Source organism: Shinella sp. WSC3-e, assembly GCF_945994535.1.
Classification (GTDB): domain Bacteria; phylum Pseudomonadota; class Alphaproteobacteria; order Rhizobiales; family Rhizobiaceae; genus Shinella; species Shinella yambaruensis.
The window spans coordinates 20,923-43,947 of record NZ_OZ000538.1; the positions used below are offsets into that span (position 1 = coordinate 20,923).

Here is a 23,025-nt window from a genome sequence, read left to right on the forward strand (position 1 = left end):
CGTCCGATTTTGTATGTGAGCTCAAGCCGAGGCGCGACTTGCAGGCTCGATGATCCTATCCTTCGGATCGCATCTGTGCGAGCAGCTTCTGACGGAAGACCTCGGCCGGCGTCTTGTAGCCGAGGCACTTGCGCGGCGTCGTGTTCAGGCGGTCGCAAATTTCCTTCAGGTCCTGGTCGGTGATCGAGAGTGGATCGACATCCCTCGAAAGCCATTTCCTGGCCCGACCGTTGGTGTTCTCGACGGTGCCTTTTTGCCAAGGCGATTGTGGGTCGCAGAACCAGGTCGCGGAACTCCGTCCCACGGTCGAAGGTGATCGAGCGGCGTGCGCGGTGGGGCAGGGTCTGAAGCGCGCCGATGAGGCGCTCCATGATCGGCCGCGACTGCCGGTCGTTGTTGCGCAGGAGAACAGCAAAACGGCTGACCCGCTCGACCAGCGACGTCACGTTCGCCTTGCCGAACTTCTGGCGGAACTGGATGAGGTCGCATTCCCAGTGTCCGAACTGCTTGCGATCGGCGACCACGTCCGGTCGGCGCTGGATGTTGAGATCCGGGCTGAAGCGCTGGCCATGCCGGCGCCTGGCATGCCGCGGCCGGCGTCTGGCACGGTGTTCCGGCAGGTGTTTCCAAAGCTTGATGGCGTGACCATCCGCCGAATAGGCGAACTTGTAGATCGTCTCGTGGCTGACCGAGATCGGGTGGCGCTCCAGTCGCATACGGCCGGCGATCTGCTGCAGCGACCAGCCGTGCAGGATCCGCTCGATGACGGACTGGCGGACATGCAAGAAGCGGGCAAGCTTCCTGAGCTTGGTCCGACGCTCGCACGCCATGTCATGCGCCGTCACGCAATGGTAGCCACTGAGCTCTGGCCATTCCTTGTCGGTATAGACGTTACGCCGTACCTCGCGGAAAATCGTCGATCGATGGCGTCCAAGCTTCTCCGCAAATGATATCGATACTCAGGCCGGCGTGACGCCAGCGCGCGATCCTGCGGCGTTCGTTCAGGTCCAGATGGGAGTAGGTGTGTTTCATGACAGCGTCCTTGCGATAGATAACCCATTGGCATCATTCGCAAGTCGCACTTCAAACTTGAATCCACCGTAACGTTATAACATATAGCATAACCTTCATTATGGAACTGTCGCCGATACAGAACGATTTTGTGGTTTAAGTCGGTATCACGCCATCCCCTACAACGATAACCCAAAAGCGATATCGTTCCCCGTTGTTAACGTTTGAGTCGTCACGGACCGCTCTCAGCTCAAAGGCGCTCCCCTCCACCACTTGCCAAACACCCGTTCCGTTCCGGCGTGTCGAGACGGTCGTCGGCTGCTCTGATTCAGCCCCTCCGTCGAGTGACGCCATCGTCGAAGCGCAGACTCAGCCGTCACTGACGCTTCGGCCGTCCGCTACAGGCTTGCGAGTCGATCATGCCACATGAATGCCTCTGAAAGGCTATTGACTAGACAATTAGAATTGGATTACGTTTCCGTTTGTCTAGTCAATAAGATTTGCACGTCACGAAGCGTAGCAAGGGGAACAAGATGCACACGAACAGACGAACCATCCTGAAAGGGATGGCCGGTATTGCGGCCATCATTGCGACCAATCCCATCTCCGCCCTGGCACAGGACGGCGCAGGCGGCGTCCTCCGGGTGGCAGCGGCAAAGCCTGCGGGCGACCTCAATCCACATGCCTTCAAGGGCCTGTGGGCGGCGCAGGATCTCATCTTCGAACCGTTGCTGCGCTATGAGCATGGCGGCACTTTCTCACCGGCACTTGCGACCGAATGGCAGGTCGAGGATGGCGGCAAGCTGCTTCGCTTCAAGCTCCGCGAGAACGTCAAGTTCCATGACGGCGCACCCTGGAATGCCGAGGCCATGATCTGGAACCTCGATCGCTGGATCGGCCAGGGACGCAACGGGTGGATGAATGCCTCGCGTCTTTTCGACGGCCACAAGATCATCGACGACTACACCGTCGAGATCACCTTCAAGGAGCAGGTCCTCGGTCTCCTCAACGAATTCTCCTACGTGCGGCCCTCCCGGTTCCTCAGCCCGAAATCGGTCGATGCTGAAGGCAACTACCAGAAGCCAGTCGGTACCGGGGCCTGGACAGAGGAACAGGCCACGAACGAGGGAAGCGTATTCGAGCGCTTCGAAGACTACTGGGGCGACAAGCCAGGCTACGAGCACATCGAGTTCAAGGTCCTGCCGGATTCGCGTAGTCGCATGGCAGCCATACGCGCCGGAGACATCGACATCACCGGCGGCGAGTTCGTCGCGCCGATCAAGGCGACCGAAGCCGTCACCCTCCAGGCCGCAGGCGTGCCCGTCATCGTCGAACAGGGAACATCGACCATCGTCGCCGGACTCAATCCCGACCGCAACCCCGCCCTGAAGGATCTCAAGGTGCGCCAGGCGATCAACATCGGGTTCGACCGGCAGGCCATCTCGCAGGTTCTCTACAAGGGTCTGGCCAAGCCGGCCGGAAACATCTTCCCCGAAACCGTTCCCCTCGCTGGAAAGCGCTTCCCGGCACCGGAGCGCGACGCGGACGCCGCGCGCAAGCTCCTCGATGAGGCCGGCTGGACGGGCGACGGCATAAGAGAAAAGGATGGCAAGCCACTCAGCATCGAAGTCGTCGTGAGCGAGGAGCAACTCGCCGGATCGCGCTCGCTCGCGGAAGTGATGCAGGCGCAGCTCGGCGAGATCGGCATCGACATCAAGATTCGCTCGGTCGACCACGCCTCCCGTCATTCCGACATCCCGGCACGCCACTTCGATATTGCGCTGTTCACCACATTCGGTGCCCCTTACGAGCCCTTTGGCACGATCATCGGCCTGCTGCTGTCGACCTACGACAACGGCGTGGACGGAAAGCTGGTCATCGATCCCGACCATCTCGATCCGCTCGTCAACGCCGCCGCGTCGGCCTCGGACGACACAGTGGAGCAGGCAACGCAGGCTATCTACGACTATATGCACCAGCAGGTCTCCTGCATGCCGTTGTTCTACATCCCCGCGATCTGGGCGCACACCGATCGCGTGACCGGCTTCAAGGTGCCTTCCACCGAGTACGACCTGCCCTATCAGGGCGTGGCGCTCAACACCTGAGGACCATGCCATGCGTACGTTGATCTCCATCCGCCTGCGCAACGCGGCGGTGCTGCTGGTGCTCGCCACCATGCTATGTTTCACCCTGGTGGTGTCGGCGCCTGGTAACGTTGCCGTCCTCATCGCCGAACTGCGTTCCCCGAAGGCCACCTTCGAACAGATCCGTGTGGTCGAGAAGGAGTTGGGGCTCAACGATCCGCTGATCGTCCGATACGGAAACTGGCTCGGCTCCGCCCTCAGGGGCGACCTCGGCATCTCCTACAAGACCGGCGAGAGCATCGGCCTGTCTCTGGCGGGGCGCCTGCACGTCACCGGCATTCTTGTCGCCGGCGGCGCGCTCTTCGCGATGGTCCTGAGCTTCGCGCTCGGGTTCATCGGGGCGCTCATGCCGGGACGCATCGGTGACGCGGCTTGCCGCGTCATCGCTCTGCTCGGTGCTTCGATGCCGTCCTTCTTCGTCGGTGCGCTCCTCATATACGGGTTGGCCGTGGAGCTACGATTGCTGCCGACTTTCGGCAGCGCGGGTCTGTCCAGTTGGATCATGCCGTGGATGACAATCGGCCTCCTGCCCGCAGCCGTGCTCAGCCGCGTCGTGCGCGTCGGCCTGGAGGAAGCCATGGCCCGGCCGTTTGCCCTGACGGCATCGGCCAAGGGCCTGTCGCGCGGGCGTATCATCTTCCGGCACGCGCTTCCAAACATTGCGCCGACCTACATCAACGCACTCGGCGCGCAGGGCGGCGCCATGGTCGTCGGCGCCGTCGTCGTGGAGCCGCTTTTCGCACTGAAAGGCGTCGCCGATTTTTTCCTTCAGGGCGTGCTGTTTCGCGACTTCATGGTCGTCCAGGCCTGCCTCCTTGTCTTCCTCACCTCCTTCATCATCCTGAATCTGCTCGTGGACATCGCAATGATGTTCTCCGATCCGAAACTCCGTCGTCAGGGAGCCAACGCATGAGGATTCTCCAAGACTTTGCACGGTCGCTCCGCCAACTGCCTCGGGTCTCGGTGGTCGCCGTCGGCCTGTTCGTCACGCTCGGCGTGCTGGCCCCCTACATCGCCCCGCACGATCCCAATACCCAGGACCTGCTTGCCGCCCATGCCGGCATCTCCTGGGACCATTGGCTCGGCGCCGATCATCTCGGCAGGGATACACTGAGCCGGCTGATCGTTTCCGCCCGGACATCGCTCGTCGGCATGTGCCTCGTGCTGCTGATCGCGCTCTCCGTCGGCATCACCATCGGAACGATCGCCGGCTACAAGCGCGGCTGGGTCGAGGAAGTGCTGATGCGGATCGTCGATGTCGGCCTGGCAATGCCGAGCCTTATCGTTGCGCTGGCCGTTATCGGCATCTTCGGAACCGGCTACTGGAACATGATCTTCGCGCTTGCTCTGGCATGGTGGCCGGGCAGTGCACGCATCAGCCGCGCGGTAGCCGTTGGCGTGATGAACCGCCCTCACATCGAATCCCTGCGGGTGCTGGGCGCAAGTCCCATGCGGATCTATTTCCACCATCTGCTGCCGACGACCGTCGGTTCCGTGCTGGTCTATGCGACGGCCGATGCTGGAGCGGTGGCGCTTTCGATCGCGACATTGAGCTTTCTCGGTCTCGGCATCCAGCCGCCGACGCCAGAATGGGGGCAGATGCTGGTCGATGCACTCCCCTATCTCGAAACGGTACCGATGCAGGTGATCCTTCCTGGCCTCGTCCTGACCGCCGTCGTGATCGGCTTCAATCTGCTCGGCGAATCCATCGCGCTCAACCGGGTGCCGACACCCTTGTCGCGCAGCACCCTTGCCAGCCGCCGCATGCTGGCTTCCAACTGGACGAGGGCTGAGCAATGACAGGAGATCTCCTTCAAGTCAGGAATCTGACCGTAGACCTGTTCACCGCCAGAACTGCGCTTCGTCCGGTCGATGACGTCAGCTACGCGGTCAAGGCGGGGGAAACGCTGGCGATCGTCGGCGAGAGCGGCAGCGGCAAGACCGTATCGAACTTCGCCCCTCTTGGTCTCATGCCGACCGGGGTCGTGGCTGATATCCACGGCTCCATTCTCTTCGACGGTACCGAACTCGTGGGAATGCCGGACGCGCAGTTACGCAAGATCCGCGGCGGCGGCATCGGCACCATCTTCCAGGATCCGATGAGCGCACTCAACCCGGCTCTGAGGGTCGGCAGGCAGATTGCTGAGGTCGGCGAGCTTCATCTCGGACTGACCTCCATGCAGGCCGAGGCGCTTGCGCTCGAACTGCTGAAGCTAGTGAGGATGTCCGATCCCGAGACACGGCTACGCCAGTATCCCCACGAGTTGTCCGGCGGACTGCGTCAACGCGCGATGATCGCGATCGCCATTGCCGGGGAGCCCAAGCTTCTCGTCGCCGACGAGCCGACGACTGCACTGGATGTGACGGTGCAGGCGCAGATCATCGCGCTCCTGAAGGACCTGCAGCGGCGACTGCACATGGCGATCGTCCTGATCACCCACGACATGGGCGTTGTCGCCAGTACCGCCTCGAAAGTGGCGGTCATGTATGCCGGACGCGTGGCGGAATACGGGACGGCAGAACAGGTCCTACTCGAGCCGAGGCATCCCTATACGTCAGGCCTCATCGCAGCACTTCCGCGTCCCGAGGATCCGCCCGGCTCTGCCTTCCGCGGACTGCCGGGCGCACCGCCCGTTCTCGGCGCGCCGGTTCAGGCATGCGCCTTCGCCCCGCGCTGTCCGCTGGTGATCGAAACCTGCACCAGGGCCGTTCCGCATCTGCTGTCCACGCCCGGCGTCTCCGCGACCGCCTGCCATGTCGTCAACGAACTTCGTCTGAAGGAGCCAGCCCATGCCTGAACCCCAGCCGCTGCTGCGCGTCGACAACCTCGTGACCCGCTTCAAGAGCGTTGAACGAGGCAAGTGGATCTCGGCCGTGGACGATGTCTCGATCACGCTTGCCCCCGGCGAGATGGTTGGCCTCGTCGGCGAATCCGGTTGCGGGAAGTCGACACTGGGTCGCACGATCGTAGGGCTGGAGCGACCGCAATCCGGTCGGATTTTGCTTGACGGCGTCGATCTGTCGACCCTGCGCGGCGCCGAGCTTCGCAAGCGACGTCGTGCGATCCAGTACGTTTTCCAGGATCCATACGCCTCCCTTAACGATCGGCAGACGATTGGAGAGGCGATCGGAGAGGCCCTGATCATCATGGGCGTCTCCGACCCAGCCGATCAGCGCCGCAGGACCCGTATCCTCCTCGACCAGGTCGGCCTTCCCGATGCGCTGGCCGAGCGCTATCCGCGGGAGCTGTCCGGCGGCCAGCGGCAGCGCGTGGCGATCGCACGATCGCTGGCGGTGGAGCCGCGGGTCCTGATCTGTGACGAGCCTGTCAGCGCGCTCGATCTCTCGATCCGGGCTCAGGTGATGAACCTGTTTCTGAGCCTTCACAAGGACCTCGGGGTTGCGTGCCTCTTCATTGCGCACGATCTCGCGCTGGTCCGTCAGGCAACGAGTCGAACTTATGTGATGTACCTCGGAAAGATCATCGAGGAGGCCACATCCGCTGAGCTTTATGCCCGGCCGAGCCACCCTTACTCGAAGGCCCTTCTGGGCTCCATCCCGAGTGCGGATCCCCGGATCGAGGCGACACGCAAGCCCCCTGAGATTTTCGGCGACATTCCGAGCCCGACCAATCCGCCTTCCGGCTGCCGCTTCAGAACCCGCTGTCCGCATGCGGCAGACGTTTGCGCGACAGCGGTCCCGCCACGGTTCGCTCTGACGCCGTCCCACAGTGCAAGCTGTGTGCTGGCCGAAGGCTTCTATGCCGAGGGTGCGGGGCAAGCCCGTCCGTATTCAGTTCCCGCCCAGCGAGACATCCAACCCATGCATGCGCGCTGATGGCCGCATCTGCGAGAGGACAAAAAAATGACAAACCAATCGGTAGGAAACACCTCACATCTGAAGAAGGCCCCCGACGACGAGGCCTACTGGCTTTCCGTCCGGGAAACGATGGACCCGCTCTACGTCAACACCCAGCTCGTCAACACCCGCCGAGGCCCAGCTCCCCTATCCGTCAGGGAGAAGGTTCGAGCGCTGGTCGATCTGTCGCTCTCCTACGAGCTCGACGAATACGAGCCCTTCAAGGCACTGAAAGAGAGCGGTTCTTCGGTGGAGATCCGAAGCCTGCTCGCCGACTATTTCGGCGCTTCCGCAAACGAGATCGCCCTGACCCGCAACGCGATGGAGGGCATCGCGACGGTCTTGAACGGCTTTGACATGAAGCCGGGCGAGGAGATGCTGGCGACAAAGTTCTGCTACGATTCCAACCTCGCGATCATGAGGCAGCGCGCACGGCGTGACGACATCACGATCAAGCTCGTTGAACTGCCCTTCGGCCCTGCAAGCGAAGAGGAAATTCTGACCGCCTTCGAAAACGCGATCAGCGAAAAGACGCGACTGCTCTCCGTCCCGCACGTCATCGCAAGGACCGGTCTGGTTCTGCCGGTGAAGGCAATCAGCGAACTGGCGCGCAGCCGTGGCATCTTCACCTTCGTCGACGGCGCCCACTCGGCCGGTCATCTTGACCTTAAGTTGGACGATCTCGGTTGCGACGGCTATGCGGCCTGCCTGCACAAGTGGATGTATGGACCGAGGGGAACCGGCTTCCTGCACGTGCGCAAGGATCAGATTGCGAAGATCTGGCCCCTCTTCGCGAGCTGGTCCAACAAGCCGGCGGACTCGATCGAAAAGTTCGAAGAAGTCGGAACGGTGTTCAAGGCGCTGCCCGCCTCGATTCCCGAAATGATCTCGTTCAACCGGGATATCGGCCAAGCCGAGAAATCCGCGCGTCTGCGCTATCTTAGGGATCGCTGGGCCTCGCGGCTGCGCCACCACGAGCGAATCCGGCTCCTGACCGATATTGACGCGGCTCCCGGAACCAGTTTCGGCGGCTTCGTCGTCGAGGGCATGGACGCGGAGCATTTTGCCCGCGTGCTGCTGGATGAGTTCGATATCCACGTGAAGGCCTTCACCATGGAGGAGGATGCGTCTATGACGGGCATTCACCTGTCACCGGGGCTGGCCAACACCGTCGAGGAGATCGATTCCTTCGTGGAGGCGACACTCGCGATCCTGGCGCGCAGTCACAACAGCTTCAGGCAGGCAGTATGACCAGACGATTGTCGAGTGTCGTCAGGCGCTCGGCACCGTTCTGCTCCACGATCAACGTGTCCTCGTACATGATACCGCCCCAGCCGGGGCGGTAGTAGGGGGTTTCGACATTGATCACCATTCCCGGAACGAGCGGCTCGGAACGATCAGGGCCAATGGTCGGGAATTCATGCGAATCCAGTCCGAGGCCGTGACCGACGTGGTGGCGCCGGAACTGAGGAAGGCCAGCAGCGCGTGTCGCATCCACCGTGGCATGGAATACTTCCGCCGTTTGTTTGCCGGCTAGAACCTGTTCCAGAGCCACGGCTTGTCCCGCCAGCAGTGCGGCGCTGACGCTGACGATCTCCTCCGATGGCTCGCCCACCACGGCGGTGCAGGCCGTATCGGACCAATATCCCTCGACCGTTCCGCCCATATCGATGCGGACGATATCCCCCGGATGCAGGATCCGACGGGTCGCGTAGGCATCCGCGAGCGCTGCCCTAGGTCCCGACGTGACGACCACGAAACCGGGGCGAACGCCCTCTCGGATCATGGCAGCGGTGATATCGGCTGCGACGTCCGCCTCGCTCACCCCTGCCCGCGCATTCGCCAGCGACAGCGACAGAGCCTGCTCTGTCAGCTTTGTAGCGTTGCGGAGCAAGCCGATCTCGGCGGCGCTCTTGACCGACCGCGCTCTGCGGAAGATCCTTCCCGCATTTGTCAGAGCAAGAGCAGGCAGGGTCGAAGCAGAGGCGAATGCCGTGGGATCGGCATCGAACGCCACGCGCTTCTTGCCCCCTGAAAGCCTGTCGATTGCTGCCGCAAGCGCTGCATCGAAGTCCGAAAACGGCTCGAACCGAATGTCTCCGTCCGTTAGCTCAGCTGCATCATCGAAGAAGAAGCGTCCATATCCCATGTAAATGAACGGCCTTGCGGAGAACTCCGCAGCACCCCAGAAATCCGCGACGGGACCCACGAGGATCATCTCGTCGCAATCGAAGACCACCGCCATCCTATGACCGGGATCCGTATCGTAGGCCATGCTTCGATAGCCGGAACAATAGACGACGTTGGAGAGCTTGGTCGCGACGAACACAAGATCGCGTCCTCCGCCGATGGCGACCACCCTATCTCGTTTCATGCACGCGAGGGCGCCGGGCGCGAGTCTGGTCGTCATGGCTGAAGGGGATTGAATTCGCCGACGAACTCGTTCTGTTCGGCGGGATATATCAACTTGACGGACGTCACCGGAAGATCTTCCGCCCATGTCTGCCGGAGAGAAATGAGCAACGCCGATCCTTCCGCCACATCCAGCAGTTCGGCCTCCTGAGCAGAGGCGACCGTGGCCCGGATAGTGTGGCGTAACCGTGTGCACGGCAGCCGGGCCAGCAGCCAGATATTGGGCATTTCCGCTTCGAAGTCGGTAGTGATGGCTTCCGGTGCCGCGTCAAGGTTGATGTATCGTTCCTCAAGCACTTCCGCCTTTCCGAAGCCGCAATGAGCTGCTTGGAGCTTGAGGAGCGGGGTGTCGGAGGCGATCGCAGGCCACATGTCGAGTACGCTCTCGCCCTTCAGCTTTAGCGTTTTGCGCACCTTATAGGTATAGGTCCGGCCTCTGGCCTCCACCTCCTGCCGCACATCGAGAAAGCCGATGACGGCGTGCGTCTCCGTCGATCTGGCAACGGTCGTGCCCTGCCGGCGCTTGCGATCCAGAAGGCCGGCCTCGGAGAGTTTGGAGAGCGCCTTGCTGACGGTCGCACGCGTCGTCGAATACGCGTCCATGAAGGTGAATTCGGGTGGAATGCGATGTCCCGGCGGCCACCGCCCGCTCATGATCTCGGACCTGATCGCGCGTTCGATCTGCTTGAACAATGGCCCCTCACCATCGAGTGGAGGCGTATGCCAGGGTTCTTCGACGTGATGTGCCATGAAAAGTGCCATCCAGAGATTATTAGCTCGACCTTCATGAACCATGCAAATTGTCTAGTCAATAACGATGAGCACGGAGGAGGTTTACAACCGAATACGTGGCAAATCGGTTATGCCAGACCATATTTCGAGAGAGGCAACTTGCCTCCTTTGATCAACGCCTTTAATGCGTCCACAATCGAGCCGAGGCAGGGCGGCGACGTCTTGCCGGAAAACGCATCCGTCGCCGCTTCCACGGCCGCGAGCACCGTCGGGGCAGCAATGCCGGCCCAGTCGTGCGTGTGGAAATGGATCGGCAGATTGGTCGACCGCGCAGCGCCTTTATAAGCACCTTGGCCACAGCCGGCTTCAAGACGCCCACTATGTCCTTGACCCCGATCATGTGGGCGGCGGCCTTTTCCAGCTCTTTTATCCTGGCTTCTGAAAATGAATACCTACAAGTCCGATAACGCGATAGGGTGCTCAAGCCTAGAGTATCCGTTTTGGTGAAGGAAATGATTTTGTCCATTTCCGACGGTCCTTGAGCAGGGCGTTTGCCAGCACGATGAGCTTTCGCATGATGGCTGTTATTGCGAGCTTCGAGGCTTTGCCGCCCGCTTTGAGCTGGTGGTACTTTGCCCTGAGTTCCGGATTGAAGCGCATGGCGACGAGGGCCGGCATGTAGAGCGCCTGGCGGACGTTGGCGCGGCCGCCGCGGATGAAGGCGCGTGCGGCCCGGTTGCCGGACTGGCGTGCGACGGGGGCGAGGCCGGCGAGAGAGGCGGCCGCGCCGTTTTCGAGCATTCCGAGCTCGGGCATGTCGATGATCAGGGCGAAGGCGGTTATGGTCGAGACGCCCGGGATCGAGACGAGGATGTCGAAGCGGCCGGCGAGGTCCGGATCGGCCTTGACGATCGCCATGATCTCGCTCTCGATGGCGGCGATCTGGCGTCCGATCTGCCTGAGCTGCTCCGCGTTGTGACGCTTGAGGATGGCAAGGGTCAGCGTCTTGGCCCTGTTCCTGGCGGCCGTGCGGTTCTTCACCAGCGCCTCGCGGGCCATGTGCAGGTCCTTGAGATCGTTGAGGACCGGACGACGCACCGGCCGCGCGTCGAGGTCGAGTACAGCACCCATGCGCGCCAGCATGGCAGCGTCGAGCCGGTCGGTCTTGGCAAGCTTTCCCGTGGCTTCGGCGAACCGCCTTGCCTGGCGTGGGTTGACCTTGACCAGCGCACAGCCCACATCCGCCAGCCTTCTCTCGAAGGCCCGGTGATAGGGACCGGTCGGCTCGTAGACGATGTGCGCGTCGGGCTGGCTCAGCCAGTCCAGGAAGGCCCGATGGCCGGCGGTGTCGTTGGCAAAACGCCGGCTTTTGCCGTCGCTCGTCCTGTAGGCGTCGAGATGGTCTTTCGAGATGTCGACCCCGATGGTATCCTTTGTCATCTTTCGCTTGTCCTGTGCTTGTCGTCCGCAGCCGAGCTGCGGGTATCCGTTCAGGCCTCAAGAGAAAGACGAGGGCGATCAAACTCTAGCTCGACCCGTCAAACGGTCTGCATTTCAACGATCCGACCCTCGCCGCTGAGGGAGGGCGGCTACTCTCTCACAGCGGACCCTTCTTCGCCCATTCGGCAGCGAAAGTTATAAGACAAGCATTTTCGATGAAGGCAGAGTCAGTTTGAGGATTCACGCCGCCGGCGTTGTCTGGTTCTCAACTGCTGGTGAGTTGCCAGGTGGTCATTCGACGAGGAGCCTTAGCGTGGACCTTCGCGGTCGAGCGATTGCGGCGATCGAAGAGGGAGTTTCAACGCGAGAGGCGGGGGTTGAGTCCGTGTCGGAATCGCAACGGCTGGGGCCTGGTATCGGCGCTATCGTGAGACTGACTAGACGGAGGCGCGCAAGCAGGGCGAGCGTTCACGCTCGAAGCCTGAGGCTCACGAGGCTTTCATCCTCGGCTTTGTCGATGCGGCGCCAGATATAAAGCCTGCCGAGATTGGCGACGCCTTGCCTTTCAGCGCAGTGTGGAGGCTGCACGCTCGACGGTCTGGCTTTCCTCGATTGCCGACGCATTATGTTCAGAAAAGACGGCACACGCCTCTGAGCAGCAGCGCCCGATGTCCCGCGCCGTCGCATATCTTGATTCGACGACCAACTTACCCTCGACCCCGCGACTTTGATCTTCATCGACGATGACTGCCGCGTCCACGAAGATGGCAAGCCCGCGAGGGCGAGCATCACACGGCGAGCGAAGCCGGGCGACCGTTCCCCACGGCTGTTGATATCGGTCGGATATGACCAGTTTTTCATTTGGCCTTGCCCCGGCTAAAGCGACGCAAAGGCTTGGGATCATAGGCAATTTTATTGCTATTCGTGGGTCGCGACAAACTCACAAAGCGCTTCAAATCCTGGCGACATTTGACAGTCACTTGCCAGAAGGCGATGCTGGCGCGCGACGGGCGGTGGCTGATGACCGCCGGCCTGGTGCTGGTCCGGCAAAAGCCGGGTAGCGCCAAGGGCGTCAAGTTCATCACAATTGAGCACGAGACTTGCCCCGCGAATGTCGTCGTCTGGCCAAAACTGTTAGAGCGGCGACGGCACGTCGTGCTCGGCTCGTCCATGATGGCGATCAACGGCCGGATCCAGCGTGAAGGCGAGGTCGTTCACCTGATTGCCCAGAAAATGTTCGATTAGATTCGCCCTCAACACGCCAAAACAGGTGATGCCGACGCTCTAAGCCCTATTCCAGCAGCACCTCTCCGCTGCGCAACTCGATGCAGCCCCTCCAGCTTGGCGCAGAAGTGCCCTCTCTTGGATCCTGTAGAATCGTGCTCTGTGGGTTGAATCTTACAATTTCAATCGTGGGGATCAGATTTCTGAGGGGGGTAAATTGGCAACCAGCCGTCGCTCGTCCGGCCGATTTCCGCGCAGCGCCATAGCCGGCGCGTGCCTTCAGCCATTGAAGCCATCGACCGCATACAATTTTGATCGTGTTAGGGCGGTTCCAGAACCCGTTGACGCGGTTTTCGGAAACGCTGATAAGGCCCATCCTTGCAGCATCGCGAATGGCATAACGCGCTGTCGTGCATCCGACACCCGCACGCGCAGCGATTTCGGGCAATGACATCGTCGAATTGCCGCGTTCCATGACCGCCTGCGCAATGATGGAGAGCACCGCCAGCTTGCTGACTGTGAAGTCTCGGGCCAGGCACGTTGGAATGATGCAGTCCTTGGCGAGCCCCCGCCGGCGAAGCCAGCAAGCAGCCCGCTTCTGCAAAGGAATCGCCGGACGGCAATGACGGGGGCATCCCTTCGCCCGAACCGTTCGCATCACTGTGCTGATCGACATCCGCCGGTGCTCGATGACAGGGGCAAGATATTCCATCTCTTCGTCGGCGATCAGTCCTTCGCCGTTCAGTACCCAGGCCGCTTTCGCGCATTCATCGACCTGCTCGTGCGTATCCGCTGCAAGTAGGCGCGCCAATAGGTTCGGCCCATAGGCCGTTCGGATCGTGGCAAGCATGATCTCTCCATTCCGATGATGTCAGGGAGGAACCAGAGCGTAGGACACACGTATCCGAGGCAAGAATTAGCTTGCAGCGGCGGCGTCATTGTGCAAAAAAACCAGTGGCTATAAGACTTTTGCGCACATTTGTGTGTCACTCGACCCGTCTCTCCGAGGCGGGTTTTTATTTTGTCTACGGCATGGAACCTCCATTGCTCGCTTCCTGGCAAAGCGAGTCACAACAGTAATTATATTTTACACTTTCACCAACGTTAAAGCTGCTCCGCCGCGAAAACGCCGTTTTTGACTCGTGTAGGAGTTGCGCGCCCAATGAGCTGGCGGAATCAAATCCGCCCGTTCCGCCATCACCTTATCGAACGCTGCTCCGCCATACTCCACGTACAGGGATCGAACGATTCCCTCATCGTCGGCGCTGTTCGACGGGGACAGGAAAGGATGACCGCAAATGGCCAATGAGAGTGCCGCCGAACTCGTGCGATTCCTCGCAGAGGAACTTCGACGCCGAGGGACGACGCTTCCTGAATTCGCGGAAACGACGGGTATAGCGGAAGAGCGGCTGGAATATCTTCAGTCTGACGCCTGGCATCGTCTGACGGTCAAGGAAATCGGCACGATTGCGGAGTGCCTTCAGGTCGACCTCACGGCCATTTGGTCAGCGCTTGTCGAGAAGCATGGAGACAGGATGGGCGAACCGCCCCGCCCATAGCCCGCTTCCGTTGTCCTTGGCGATGGCCTCGGCAACCGCATAGGCAGCGGACACCGGAGCGCCTGAAGGGTACGCGGCGGCAAATGCAGCGCCAGAGGATATGAGCGCTGTCCCGACGTCGACAGTGGCATTGTCGAGCTGGGCGGCGCAGACAACAAAGGACGCATCGTCATTGGCGCGGCCGACGGACTGGCAACCAATCGAACCGGTCGAAAAAAGCGCTGCAAGGGACGCAATCGACTGCATGCCGCAATCGCTTTCCGTTCCATCGGGAGCATGATAGGCCGTTCCTCGAATGCACGCTTGCACGCCGAACAGCCTGAATTTCCGGCCTTCGTACTGCCAGCTGTCGCCCGTTTCAAAACTCACCGCCGCAGGAAACGAGATGGTCTGCTCCTGCGCGCGCGCCGTCGTCGCCAGCAGCAGGGCCATGGCGAGGGAAAACTCAATCCGCATTCTGGAATCCCATCGATCGTGAAAGCGATTGCGATGCTTCGAGGTCCGGTCGGCGGGATCGGCCGTCGTCTGTCCGTCCGATTGCCGCGAGGCCGAGGAAAACCATGCTGTCGTCGTCGTTGACGGTTCTGAACGGCTCGCCGTGACCGCCGACAAGGACAAAACATGACGCCGGAATGGTCTCGCCAGCCACGGGCGTCAGCAGCTGGGTCTTGCAGAGAATGACGCTGGCGCGCCTGTTATAGACCGCCTCGGCATAGTCGCGCGCCGCATCGGCGCAGCTCCAAGACTGCACACGGTTATAGATCACCTTGTCCGTCGGACAGGCGGTCAGGCCGCGCAGAGCGATCTTCTGGCCCCCGATCGTTCGCTCGACCGGACCCTCAATTGCAACCTTCCCTTCCAGCCTTGCCACAGACCGCGCGACAAGCCTTCCATCGGCGTCAAAGCGTTCCAGCACGAACGTCCTCACCCCATCTTGTCGGTACTGGCGAAGGTAGTTTGGCGAGGGTTCCCCATAGGGATTTTCATCCTGCGAAATCGCGAAACCCGCGCCACCTACCAAAAGGCATGCGGCAATGGCCGTAACCTTGAGTTGTTTGTACATAGCAGAAATAGCCATTTCTGAATTGACAGGGGAATCCCATACGAATAAACTATAGTTTATTCATCGATGCGGCAACCCGGACAATCGAATTGAAAACCACCGTCCTATTCTTCCTTATCGCCACCTCGGCGTTGTCCGCGCAAGCCTGCGATCCGGTCGATACGAACCGCGTTCTGGAGATGGTGAGGACCATCGCCACCAACGAAGACCTGGACCTCGATCTGGCGCTCGCTGTGGTTGACGTCGAGAGCGCCAGCGGTCAGCACCAGGTCTCGGATGCGGGTGCCGTCGGCATCATGCAGCTGATGCCGGAAACCGCGTCCGACTATGGCGTGACCGACCGTTGCGACCCGGAGGAAAACATCCGCGCCGGTGTCCGCTATCTCAAGAAGCTCTACGGGGAGTTCGACGATCCCTTGCTGATGCTCGCCGCCTACAATGCCGGCCCGGAGCGGGTTTACCAGAAGGGCGGCATTCCTGAATTCAACGAGACCGCCCAGTACATCGTCAAAGTGATGAACCGCTGGACGCTGAACGCCAAGGCCTCAGTGGCGCAGGAAAAGCGCGCCGGAAACCGCCTCCCCCGAAAAGAGACCGTTGCGCTGGCGCCTTCGCCCTGGCGCGACCAGCACGTCTGGACCGCCGAATAGCGCCGGTCCCCCGATCATCCTCCCAAGACACGAAGGACTTCGCATGAGCAATACCCCGATCACGCCGCGCCCGCGCGGCAAGGCCGTCCTGTCGCTTGCACTGCTCGCGACGACGATCGCCCTGGTTCCAGAACTCGCCTATGCGCAATCGGCGGCGCCCGTCGAAGGCATCCTCGAATGGTTTGTCGGTGTCCTGCAGGGCAGTGTCGCGCGGTCACTCGCCATCATCGCCGTCTGCTTTCTCGGCTTCCTGTTCCTGACCGGCCGCATGGCCTGGCAGGGCGCGATCTCCATCGTCATCGGCATCGCCATCATCTTCGGCGCCGCCGAACTGGTCGACGCCATGAAGGCAGCAGGGGGTGTCTGACATGCGTGACGATGCGCCCGATGTCGAACCGCTCATCCAGCCGCTGACCCGGCCGCCGACATATTTCGGGGTCGATATCATCGTGTTCGTGGTGAACGGCATCTTCGGGATCGTCATCTTCATCGCATCGTCGAGCTTTCTCGCGCCGCTGGTCGTCCTGCCCGTCCATTTCATCGGGCTCTACCTGTGCCAGCGCGACATCCACATCGTCCGCGTGGCGCAGGTGTTTCTTTCGATGCGCCGCGCGATCCGCAACCGGCGCTTCTGGAAAGCGGGGAGCTACGCCCCATGAACATCGTCAATCACGACCTGAAGTTCGGACGCGAGCGCGCCCGCGATCTGGGGATCGGCACGCATGTACCCTATCTTCGCCATGTCGATGAGGAGACCATCGTCACCAAATCTGGCCTGTTGCTGCAGGTGATCCGGCTGTCCGGTCTGCCCTACCAGACCATGGACCAGGCCGAGATCAATGCGCGGCTCGCCAACCGCAACATGACGGTCCGTTCGCTCGGCTCCTCACGTTTCGCGCTCTATGCCACCATCATCCGGCGCAAGATCGCACCTGCCATCGATGGCGATTTCGACAATCCTTTCGCTGACGAGCTGAACGCCCGCTACATGGACGGCCTCCAGCACCGGACGATGTTCGTCAACGAACTGTACCTGACGGTGATCCGACGCCCCATGACCGGGCGCGCCGGCAAGGTCGACCGGATGTTCGACATCTTCCGCATGGCCGACAACGAGGTAGAGGCCCGGGGCGAGGCGTTGCGCGATCTCAAGGATATGGTCTCGGGCATCGTCGGCGATTTCCGCACCTATCGCCCCGAGATACTCTCCTGCGTCACGCGCGATGGCGGTCTCTTTTCCGAACCGGCCGAATTCTTCGCAAAAATCCTCGCCGCCGGCGATGAGCGCAGCATGCCCCTGCCCCGCATGTCGCTCGCCGATTATGTCGGGACCGGGCGGATCATGTTCGGCCGCAAGGCGACGGAGATCTGGTCGGCCGACGGCGCGACGTCGAAGGTCGCGGCCATGGTGTCGATCAAGGAATACCCGCCGATGACGACGCCCGGCCAGCTCGACGGCCTGCTGCGTCTTCCCTACGAGTTCATTCTCACCCATTCCTTCGCGCCGGAGGACCGCACCACGGTCACGGAGGCGATCGCCACGATCAGCCGGCAGATCTCCAACTCCGACGACGCCGGCACGACCGTCGAGGACGATATCGAGACGGCGCGCGACCGGCTGGCTTCCGGCGAAGTCGTGTTCGGCAAGCACCATATGACCGTCGCGGTGCTCGAGCGCGACCTGCCGCGGCTGAACCGTGCCGTGGCCGACGTCACCGCCGAACTGGCGCGCATGGGCGTCGTCGCCGTGCGCGAGGACCTCAATCAGGAAGCGGCCTGGTGGGCGCAACTGCCGACGAATTTCGCCTATATCGCCCGGCAGGGCCTGATCTCGTCGGTGAACTTCGCCGGCCTGTTCTCAGCGCATAATTTCCCGTCCGGGCAGACGCACAAGGTCCATTGGGGATTGCCGATCTCGCTCTTGGAGACCACCAGCCAGACGGCCTATTTCTTCAACTTCCATGAAGCCGATGTCGGCAACTTCACCGTCATCGGCCCGACCGGATCCGGTAAAACGGTTGCGCTGTCCTTCCTGCTCGCCCAGGGCATGCGCGTCGAGCCACGACCGCGCTGCGTCTTCATCGACAAGGACCGCGGCGGCGAGATCTTCGTGCGGGCGATGGGCGGTCGCTATGAGCGGCTATCGCCCGGTGAGCCGACCGGCTTTGCGCCGCTGCAGCTCGAAGACACACCCGCCAACCGGAGCTTCGGCAAGACGCTGATCTCCTATCTCGTCACGCCGGCAGACCGCGTGCTCAATGCAGAGGAGATGGCCGTCATCTCCGATGCGGTCGACAGTATCTATACCGACTTCGAGCGCCCGCAGCGTCGGCTCGACATGCTTGCCGAGGCGATGCGCGGGCGTATGCGTTCGGGGATCGGCGATCTTGCCGACCGGCTGAAGGAATGGACCACGGGCGACAAGGGCTGGCTGTTCAACAACCCAACGGACAAGCTCGACTTCGACGGCTCGGTCATCGGTTTCGACATGACCGAGATCCTCTCGGACAAGCGCACGCGCTCGGCCGCCCTCCTCTATATGTTCCATCGCATCGAGAAAATCCTCGATGGCCGCCCGTCGATGATCTTCCTCGACGAAGGCTGGCGGCTGCTCGATGACGAGGTGTTCTCGGGTTTCATCAAGGACTGGCTCAAAACCATCCGCAAGATGAACGGCATCGTCGGCTTCGGCACGCAATCGGCGGCCGACGTCGTGCGATCCGATCTGCGCAACACCATCATCGAACAGACGATGACCAACATCTTCTTTCCGAACGCCTCCGCCGACGAGGAAAGCTACCGCACGGCGTTCGGCCTGTCGGAGAAGGAGTTTCGCTTTGTCAAGCAGGCGGACAAGGCCAGCCGCACCTTTCTCATAAAGCATGCGCAGGACTCGATCATCGCCCGGCTCGACCTCTCGGCGATGCCCGATCTGGTGAAGGTGCTTTCCGGGCGGCCGGAGACGGTGCGCGAGTGCCAGACGCTCCGCGAAACCTATGGCGAGGCACCGGCGGCCTGGCTTCCCCACTTCTGCGGCTGGACCATCCCGGAGGCGACCGATGCATAGAGCGATCATTCTCCTGCTGTCCGCGACATTGGCCGGAGCGCCGACGCCGCCGGCATGGGCCGATATCCCGGTCATCGACGACGATGTGAAGGACAAGCGTGCCGAGGACGAGGAGCACTCGAAGAAGGATACGGAAACTCAAGGTCAGCAGCTCGAGGAGCAGGAGGTCACCAACTGCAACATCTCCCAGAAGGAGAAGAACCGACGGCTTTATCGCTCGCCGGCGCAGGCGGTGAAAGAGGATGCCAAGAACGTCGAGCTGATCAAGCACTATGCGAAAAAGCACAATGTTCCCGTCGGCCTTGCCCTTTCGGTCGCCCACGCCGAGTCCGGGATTTCGACGTGCTCGGGTTCGCCCACCGGCGTCAAGGGCGTGATGCAGCTGACGAAACGGACCGGTAAGGGCATGGGCTTCGACCGCGACATCAACGAGGAAAACATCGAAGGTGGCGTCAAATACCTCGGCATGGGCGTCAACAAGTGCGGCAGCACCGATTATGCGTGCCTTGCCTCCTGGTATAATGGATCGACCGTCGCCGAGCAGAAGAACTGGGCCGGAAAAGTTGGACGGAACCACACCTGGTTCAACGCCTATGCCGGCGGCTCCAACATCGAGGACATCTCCTCGCCCTCGTATAAGTCCTACGTGGACTATGGTTCAGGCGCCACGCGCAGCTCGAACAGCGCCGCGGCCGGCGCCGTCGACCGGGCGGTTTCCGGGATCGACGCGAGCACGGCGCGCGTCCAGGAGGCGGGGCGGCGCATCGATGCGCTGTCGGAATCCGTTGGCGCTTCTGAAATCTACCAGGATGCCTGGGACGACAACACACAGGCGCGCGCCGTCAATGCCGAGCTTCTGAACAACCTGATCACCGCCCGCAACCTCTTCAACAAGCTGCTGCAGGCGCGCATGCAGATGCGGCTTTCGAAAACGTCCGAGACCACCAAGACGCTGAAGTCCGAGAGCAAGGTCAATCCCTATAGCTGCGATCCGGCCATCCTTGAGGCGACGAAGGTGCCGCGCGAGGCTTGGCCGCGCTGCGCGGTCGTCGCGGCCGCCGACGCCGACAGCGAAATCCTCTCATCCGGCGGTTCGGATCGCTCGGTCAGTGACAATCTCTCATCCATTCAGAACGCCGCCAACGCGGCCGATTAAGGGGGTTCTCCATGAACAAGCTTCTCGTCGTCACCGCCGCCCTCACCTTCGCGACGCCGGCGCTCGCCGACATCCCGGTGATCGACAACACCAATCTCGCCATCGCCAAGAAGAACGCCGAAAACACCGGCGAGATCATGAAGACCAACACCAACATCCTGGAAAAGACCAAGGAGATCCTCGGCGCGCTCTCCGGCAGCCGCGACGGCTCCATGGGCATTTCCTCGACCGGTCTCGGCGGCAATATGTCGGTCTCGGCCGCGCCGTCCTTCTCGTCAATCATGAACGGCGGCACGCTGTCCTTCGGCGGTCTTGGCTCCGACGCCCAGAATATCGCCGCCACGCTGATCAAAGGGCTGCAGCTCGTCAAGCAGGTCAAGGCGATTGTCGAGGGCGAGGACGCCGGCGCGATGAACAATGCTTTCTCGGGCGCCGTCAACACGGTCGCACTGCTCTCGGCGCTGACACAGCAGGCGACGAAAGGCGTGACGGAGCGCGAGCAATCGCTGCAGTCGGCCACCGGCCAGATCGGATCGGCCGAAGACGTCAAGGGCTCGGTCGACGCCAACACCCGCATGCAGCTGGAGACGGCGCGCACCATCAACGAGCTGATCGGCGTCTCGAATGGCGCCGTATCGGCCCTCAACACCGAGATGCAGATGCGGCTGACCCAGCAATCGGAAACCGCAAAGATGCTGCAATACAAAGACATCAACCCGTTCAAGTGAGGCCGTATGCGTTTCCTCGTTGCCACGATGCTGGCAGGTCTCGTCCTGCTCGCCGGTTGCCAGACGAAAGGTGAGAAGAAGGCCCCCTGCCCGCCGATCTCTGGATATGCGGAAGCCGATGACCTGTGCGGCCCGGCTTGGCCAGTCAATGACGTGTTCGCGCCCGTGCTGAAGGAATAGGCCGATGGCAGCGACCACGATCATTTCGGACATTTTTGAGAAGCTCGACGGTATCGGCGAGACGTTCATCAAGAACGCCTATGACGGCCTTGCGCTCCAGGTGAATGTCCTGTTCGGGTCGATGCTCACCCTCTATGTCATCTGGTGGGGATACATGATCCTTGCTGGCCGCGATGGCTTCTCCGTGCCGGAGGCGGCATGGCGGCTCGGCCGTGCCTTCGCCATCTATTATATGGCCACGAACTGGGGAGCGTTCTCCGCCACGCTCTACCAGTTAGTGCAGTCCGTGCCCAACCTGATCTCCGATACGATCATCGAGTCCATCGCGGGTTCGGGTGGTGCGCTCGATGGCGGCACAGGCGACACAACCGGCGTCGTCAAAATCCTCGACGCCGTGTTCGAGACCGCAGGTAAGATTTATGAGCAGGTGGCGACCGGCACCTTCGAATATGTCGGCGCGCTGATCGGTGCTATCGTCTTTGTCGTCGCGATGATCTTCATTGCCGTCGCGTCGGCCGCGATCCTCGCCGCCAAGCTGATGCTGTTCATCACGCTGGCGCTGGCGCCGGTCTTCATCATCCTGGCGCTCTATCGCTGGACCTTCCGCTTCACCGACGGCTGGCTGCTGCTGATGGTCAACCTGATGGTGACGCAAACGCTGATGATGGCGTTCCTCGCCTTCCTCTATCAGTTGATCGAGCTGGCCATCAACACCGCCAACAACACCGCGACGGAAAGCAAGCTCTCCTATGTCGCGCCCTTCGTGATCGTCTGCCTTCTCGGGATCGTCGTGTTCCGGTTTATTCCGGCCTTTGCAGCCGCAATTACCGGGGGCACAGCGCCAGGCCAAGGCGACGTCCCCTTCCAGGCGGGAAGGGAATCTTTGCGGCGCACCGGATACCAATTCACCAACCGAGCGCAGATTCTCCGAACTGGCCTCGGGCGTCGCCGAACATCCGCCGACGTTCAGGCAGCACGGGCGCGTGCGATTCAGCGTGAAACCGAAAAAAACGGGCAATTTTAGGCTGGCCAGACAGGTCATTGCTCGTTAAATATAGTTTATATGAAGGAGGCTTGAATGCACCCTTGGAATGATCCCCGTCGCTATCAGGCGGCCCTACATCAGCAGGCTCAGATCAACGAAGAAGCTGCGGAACACGCTCGCGCCGAATCCAAAAACGGCGGCGGCTTCGGCTATTTGCTGTTCATCCTTGCGGTCATCTTCTTCAAGCCGTTCGCGGAATATTGCATCGATCTCTACAACATGCTCGCCGGCTATGCTCAAGGCCTCGGCGCATTGTTCGGTTTCTGAACAAGGAGGCTTGAGAATGAGGAAATTCGTGTCGACGATGCTCGCGCTCGGCCTGCTCATCCCCAGCGCGGCGCAGGCACAATCGCCAAGCTCGATTCTGCCGGTACTGACCGGGGCCTATGCGCCCGCCGAGGGCGGCTGCGAAGCCGCGGCGGCCGCGTTTATCTATGTCGAGGACAAGGCTATCGGCGCCAACAAGACCGCCGGCAAGGTGCTTTCCGTCAAACACGACGGCAGCGCTTACACGCTCGATGTCTTGTGGATCGAGGCCGGCTCCGATGAAGCGGACGGCGACCGCGATACCGTCACGATCGAGGTGAAGGACGATCGCTCCTTCGTCTTCTCCAACACGGCGTCCAAGAAAACGCTGATGCGCTGGTGCAGCTAGGACTTAGCGCGGCTGCACCGAGGAGCTGAGCGCTCCCAGAACACTGGCTTTGCGGATTGATCCTGACGCCGACCCACCCGGTAGAGGAGATCGCTCGGCCT

The 23,025-nt window shown here is 61.5% G+C and carries 22 protein-coding genes and 3 pseudogenes; 17 read left to right on the forward strand and 8 right to left on the reverse strand.

Translation table 11 applies throughout. The annotated features are described in order from the left end of the window. Positions 1 to 55 precede the first annotated feature (55 nt). Positions 56 to 1,032: pseudogene (locus tag AABF56_RS36260) on the reverse strand (IS30 family transposase). Positions 1,033 to 1,544: 512 nt separating this feature from the next. On the opposite strand from AABF56_RS36260, the gene AABF56_RS36265 reads away from it, so the two are divergent. Genes AABF56_RS36265 through AABF56_RS36290 form a run of 6 tightly spaced genes read left to right on the forward strand, consistent with a single transcriptional unit; the run spans position 1,545 to position 8,264 of the window. Next, a complete protein-coding gene (locus tag AABF56_RS36265) occupies positions 1,545 to 3,116 on the forward strand; it encodes an ABC transporter substrate-binding protein (protein WP_272809644.1) in 1,572 nt (523 codons plus the stop codon). Between the two features lie 10 nt (positions 3,117 to 3,126). Beyond that, on the forward strand, positions 3,127 to 4,068 hold the full coding sequence (locus tag AABF56_RS36270; RefSeq protein ID WP_272809643.1) for an ABC transporter permease: 942 nt from the start codon (positions 3,127 to 3,129) through the stop codon (positions 4,066 to 4,068). Next, positions 4,065 to 4,955, forward strand: a complete 891-nt coding sequence (locus tag AABF56_RS36275) for an ABC transporter permease (RefSeq protein WP_272809642.1) — start codon at positions 4,065 to 4,067, stop codon at positions 4,953 to 4,955. The genes AABF56_RS36270 and AABF56_RS36275 overlap by 4 nt, the downstream gene beginning before the upstream one ends. Continuing rightward, complete coding sequence (locus tag AABF56_RS36280; protein WP_272809641.1) at positions 4,952 to 5,953, forward strand: ABC transporter ATP-binding protein; 1,002 nt, start codon at positions 4,952 to 4,954, stop codon at positions 5,951 to 5,953. The genes AABF56_RS36275 and AABF56_RS36280 overlap by 4 nt, the downstream gene beginning before the upstream one ends. Then, entirely contained in the window at positions 5,946 to 6,992 is a 1,047-nt protein-coding gene (locus AABF56_RS36285) for an ABC transporter ATP-binding protein (RefSeq protein WP_272809640.1), read from the forward strand. Before AABF56_RS36280 ends, AABF56_RS36285 begins: the two co-directional genes overlap by 8 nt. A 27-nt stretch (positions 6,993 to 7,019) precedes the next feature. Then, complete coding sequence (locus AABF56_RS36290) at positions 7,020 to 8,264, forward strand: aminotransferase class V-fold PLP-dependent enzyme (protein ID WP_272809639.1); 1,245 nt, start codon at positions 7,020 to 7,022, stop codon at positions 8,262 to 8,264. On the opposite strand, the gene AABF56_RS36295 is transcribed toward AABF56_RS36290, so the two are convergent. The 4 genes and pseudogenes from AABF56_RS36295 to AABF56_RS36310 all read right to left on the reverse strand — a co-directional run bounded on the left by AABF56_RS36295 (position 8,248) and on the right by AABF56_RS36310 (position 11,597). Beyond that, positions 8,248 to 9,372, reverse strand: a complete 1,125-nt coding sequence (locus AABF56_RS36295; protein ID WP_272809638.1) for a M24 family metallopeptidase — start codon at positions 9,370 to 9,372, stop codon at positions 8,248 to 8,250. The genes AABF56_RS36290 and AABF56_RS36295 overlap by 17 nt on opposite strands. A 47-nt stretch (positions 9,373 to 9,419) precedes the next feature. Continuing rightward, complete coding sequence (locus AABF56_RS36300) at positions 9,420 to 10,175, reverse strand: UTRA domain-containing protein (protein ID WP_338341968.1); 756 nt, start codon at positions 10,173 to 10,175, stop codon at positions 9,420 to 9,422. Positions 10,176 to 10,336: 161 nt separating this feature from the next. Then, positions 10,337 to 10,581: pseudogene (locus tag AABF56_RS36305) on the reverse strand (hypothetical protein); the annotation flags it as partial. Positions 10,582 to 10,643: 62 nt separating this feature from the next. Beyond that, positions 10,644 to 11,597 carry an IS110 family transposase gene (locus AABF56_RS36310; RefSeq protein ID WP_272809636.1) on the reverse strand — a complete coding sequence of 318 codons (954 nt, stop codon included), beginning with the start codon at positions 11,595 to 11,597 and terminating at the stop codon, positions 10,644 to 10,646. A 975-nt stretch (positions 11,598 to 12,572) separates the two neighbouring features. On the opposite strand from AABF56_RS36310, the pseudogene AABF56_RS36315 reads away from it, so the two are divergent. Then, a pseudogene (locus AABF56_RS36315) lies at positions 12,573 to 12,839 on the forward strand (hypothetical protein); the annotation flags it as partial. Between the two features lie 49 nt (positions 12,840 to 12,888). Here the strand turns inward: AABF56_RS36315 and AABF56_RS36320 are convergent. From AABF56_RS36320 to AABF56_RS36330, 3 genes are all read right to left on the reverse strand, one after another. Beyond that, positions 12,889 to 13,671, reverse strand: a complete 783-nt coding sequence (locus AABF56_RS36320) for a hypothetical protein (RefSeq protein ID WP_272809635.1) — start codon at positions 13,669 to 13,671, stop codon at positions 12,889 to 12,891. Between the two features lie 655 nt (positions 13,672 to 14,326). Beyond that, positions 14,327 to 14,836: a thermonuclease family protein gene (locus tag AABF56_RS36325; protein ID WP_272809634.1), complete on the reverse strand. Its 510-nt coding sequence runs from the start codon at positions 14,834 to 14,836 to the stop codon at positions 14,327 to 14,329. Then, positions 14,826 to 15,443 carry a hypothetical protein gene (locus AABF56_RS36330; RefSeq protein ID WP_272809633.1) on the reverse strand — a complete coding sequence of 206 codons (618 nt, stop codon included), beginning with the start codon at positions 15,441 to 15,443 and terminating at the stop codon, positions 14,826 to 14,828. Before AABF56_RS36330 ends, AABF56_RS36325 begins: the two co-directional genes overlap by 11 nt. An 89-nt stretch (positions 15,444 to 15,532) precedes the next feature. Here AABF56_RS36330 and AABF56_RS36335 point away from each other — a divergent pair, with 89 nt between their 5' ends. Genes AABF56_RS36335 through AABF56_RS36380 form a run of 10 tightly spaced genes read left to right on the forward strand, consistent with a single transcriptional unit; the run spans position 15,533 to position 22,924 of the window. Further along, positions 15,533 to 16,093 carry a lytic transglycosylase domain-containing protein gene (locus AABF56_RS36335; RefSeq protein WP_272809632.1) on the forward strand — a complete coding sequence of 187 codons (561 nt, stop codon included), beginning with the start codon at positions 15,533 to 15,535 and terminating at the stop codon, positions 16,091 to 16,093. A gap of 43 nt (positions 16,094 to 16,136) precedes the next feature. After that, positions 16,137 to 16,460: a TrbC/VirB2 family protein gene (locus AABF56_RS36340; protein ID WP_203320554.1), complete on the forward strand. Its 324-nt coding sequence runs from the start codon at positions 16,137 to 16,139 to the stop codon at positions 16,458 to 16,460. A gap of 1 nt (position 16,461) precedes the next feature. Further along, positions 16,462 to 16,752, forward strand: a complete 291-nt coding sequence (locus AABF56_RS36345) for a type IV secretion system protein VirB3 (RefSeq protein ID WP_137934773.1) — start codon at positions 16,462 to 16,464, stop codon at positions 16,750 to 16,752. Further along, the gene (locus AABF56_RS36350) at positions 16,749 to 19,160 is read left to right on the forward strand and encodes a VirB4 family type IV secretion/conjugal transfer ATPase (protein ID WP_272809631.1); all 2,412 of its coding nucleotides are present in this window, start codon (positions 16,749 to 16,751) and stop codon (positions 19,158 to 19,160) included. The genes AABF56_RS36345 and AABF56_RS36350 overlap by 4 nt, the downstream gene beginning before the upstream one ends. Beyond that, on the forward strand, positions 19,153 to 20,316 hold the full coding sequence (locus AABF56_RS36355; protein ID WP_272809630.1) for a transglycosylase SLT domain-containing protein: 1,164 nt from the start codon (positions 19,153 to 19,155) through the stop codon (positions 20,314 to 20,316). Before AABF56_RS36350 ends, AABF56_RS36355 begins: the two co-directional genes overlap by 8 nt. An 11-nt stretch (positions 20,317 to 20,327) precedes the next feature. After that, on the forward strand, positions 20,328 to 21,044 hold the full coding sequence (locus tag AABF56_RS36360; RefSeq protein ID WP_272809629.1) for a type IV secretion system protein: 717 nt from the start codon (positions 20,328 to 20,330) through the stop codon (positions 21,042 to 21,044). Positions 21,045 to 21,050: 6 nt separating this feature from the next. Then, entirely contained in the window at positions 21,051 to 21,224 is a 174-nt protein-coding gene (locus tag AABF56_RS36365; RefSeq protein WP_272809628.1) for a hypothetical protein, read from the forward strand. A 4-nt stretch (positions 21,225 to 21,228) separates the two neighbouring features. Continuing rightward, the gene (locus AABF56_RS36370) at positions 21,229 to 22,248 is read left to right on the forward strand and encodes a type IV secretion system protein (RefSeq protein ID WP_272809627.1); all 1,020 of its coding nucleotides are present in this window, start codon (positions 21,229 to 21,231) and stop codon (positions 22,246 to 22,248) included. Positions 22,249 to 22,302: 54 nt separating this feature from the next. Further along, positions 22,303 to 22,536: a hypothetical protein gene (locus AABF56_RS36375; RefSeq protein WP_272809626.1), complete on the forward strand. Its 234-nt coding sequence runs from the start codon at positions 22,303 to 22,305 to the stop codon at positions 22,534 to 22,536. Between the two features lie 28 nt (positions 22,537 to 22,564). Then, positions 22,565 to 22,924: a hypothetical protein gene (locus tag AABF56_RS36380; RefSeq protein ID WP_272809625.1), complete on the forward strand. Its 360-nt coding sequence runs from the start codon at positions 22,565 to 22,567 to the stop codon at positions 22,922 to 22,924. Positions 22,925 to 23,025: the final 101 nt, after the last annotated feature.

Excerpts from the sequence above, each read along its gene's own strand:
- AABF56_RS36265 (WP_272809644.1), top strand. The coding sequence starts at position 1,545 with ATGCACACGAACAGACGAACCATCCTGAAAGGGATGGCCGGTATTGCG.
- AABF56_RS36270 (WP_272809643.1), top strand. The coding sequence starts at position 3,127 with ATGCGTACGTTGATCTCCATCCGCCTGCGCAACGCGGCGGTGCTGCTG.
- AABF56_RS36275 (WP_272809642.1), top strand. The coding sequence starts at position 4,065 with ATGAGGATTCTCCAAGACTTTGCACGGTCGCTCCGCCAACTGCCTCGG.
- AABF56_RS36280 (WP_272809641.1), top strand. The coding sequence starts at position 4,952 with ATGACAGGAGATCTCCTTCAAGTCAGGAATCTGACCGTAGACCTGTTC.
- AABF56_RS36285 (WP_272809640.1), top strand. The coding sequence starts at position 5,946 with ATGCCTGAACCCCAGCCGCTGCTGCGCGTCGACAACCTCGTGACCCGC.
- AABF56_RS36290 (WP_272809639.1), top strand. The coding sequence starts at position 7,020 with ATGACAAACCAATCGGTAGGAAACACCTCACATCTGAAGAAGGCCCCC.
- AABF56_RS36300 (WP_338341968.1), bottom strand. The coding sequence starts at position 10,175 with ATGGCACATCACGTCGAAGAACCCTGGCATACGCCTCCACTCGATGGT.
- AABF56_RS36310 (WP_272809636.1), bottom strand. The coding sequence starts at position 11,597 with ATGACAAAGGATACCATCGGGGTCGACATCTCGAAAGACCATCTCGAC.
- AABF56_RS36320 (WP_272809635.1), bottom strand. The coding sequence starts at position 13,671 with ATGCTTGCCACGATCCGAACGGCCTATGGGCCGAACCTATTGGCGCGC.
- AABF56_RS36325 (WP_272809634.1), bottom strand. The coding sequence starts at position 14,836 with ATGCGGATTGAGTTTTCCCTCGCCATGGCCCTGCTGCTGGCGACGACG.
- AABF56_RS36330 (WP_272809633.1), bottom strand. The coding sequence starts at position 15,443 with ATGTACAAACAACTCAAGGTTACGGCCATTGCCGCATGCCTTTTGGTA.
- AABF56_RS36340 (WP_203320554.1), top strand. The coding sequence starts at position 16,137 with ATGAGCAATACCCCGATCACGCCGCGCCCGCGCGGCAAGGCCGTCCTG.
- AABF56_RS36345 (WP_137934773.1), top strand. The coding sequence starts at position 16,462 with ATGCGTGACGATGCGCCCGATGTCGAACCGCTCATCCAGCCGCTGACC.
- AABF56_RS36350 (WP_272809631.1), top strand. The coding sequence starts at position 16,749 with ATGAACATCGTCAATCACGACCTGAAGTTCGGACGCGAGCGCGCCCGC.
- AABF56_RS36355 (WP_272809630.1), top strand. The coding sequence starts at position 19,153 with ATGCATAGAGCGATCATTCTCCTGCTGTCCGCGACATTGGCCGGAGCG.
- AABF56_RS36360 (WP_272809629.1), top strand. The coding sequence starts at position 20,328 with ATGAACAAGCTTCTCGTCGTCACCGCCGCCCTCACCTTCGCGACGCCG.
- AABF56_RS36365 (WP_272809628.1), top strand. The coding sequence starts at position 21,051 with ATGCGTTTCCTCGTTGCCACGATGCTGGCAGGTCTCGTCCTGCTCGCC.
- AABF56_RS36370 (WP_272809627.1), top strand. The coding sequence starts at position 21,229 with ATGGCAGCGACCACGATCATTTCGGACATTTTTGAGAAGCTCGACGGT.
- AABF56_RS36375 (WP_272809626.1), top strand. The coding sequence starts at position 22,303 with ATGCACCCTTGGAATGATCCCCGTCGCTATCAGGCGGCCCTACATCAG.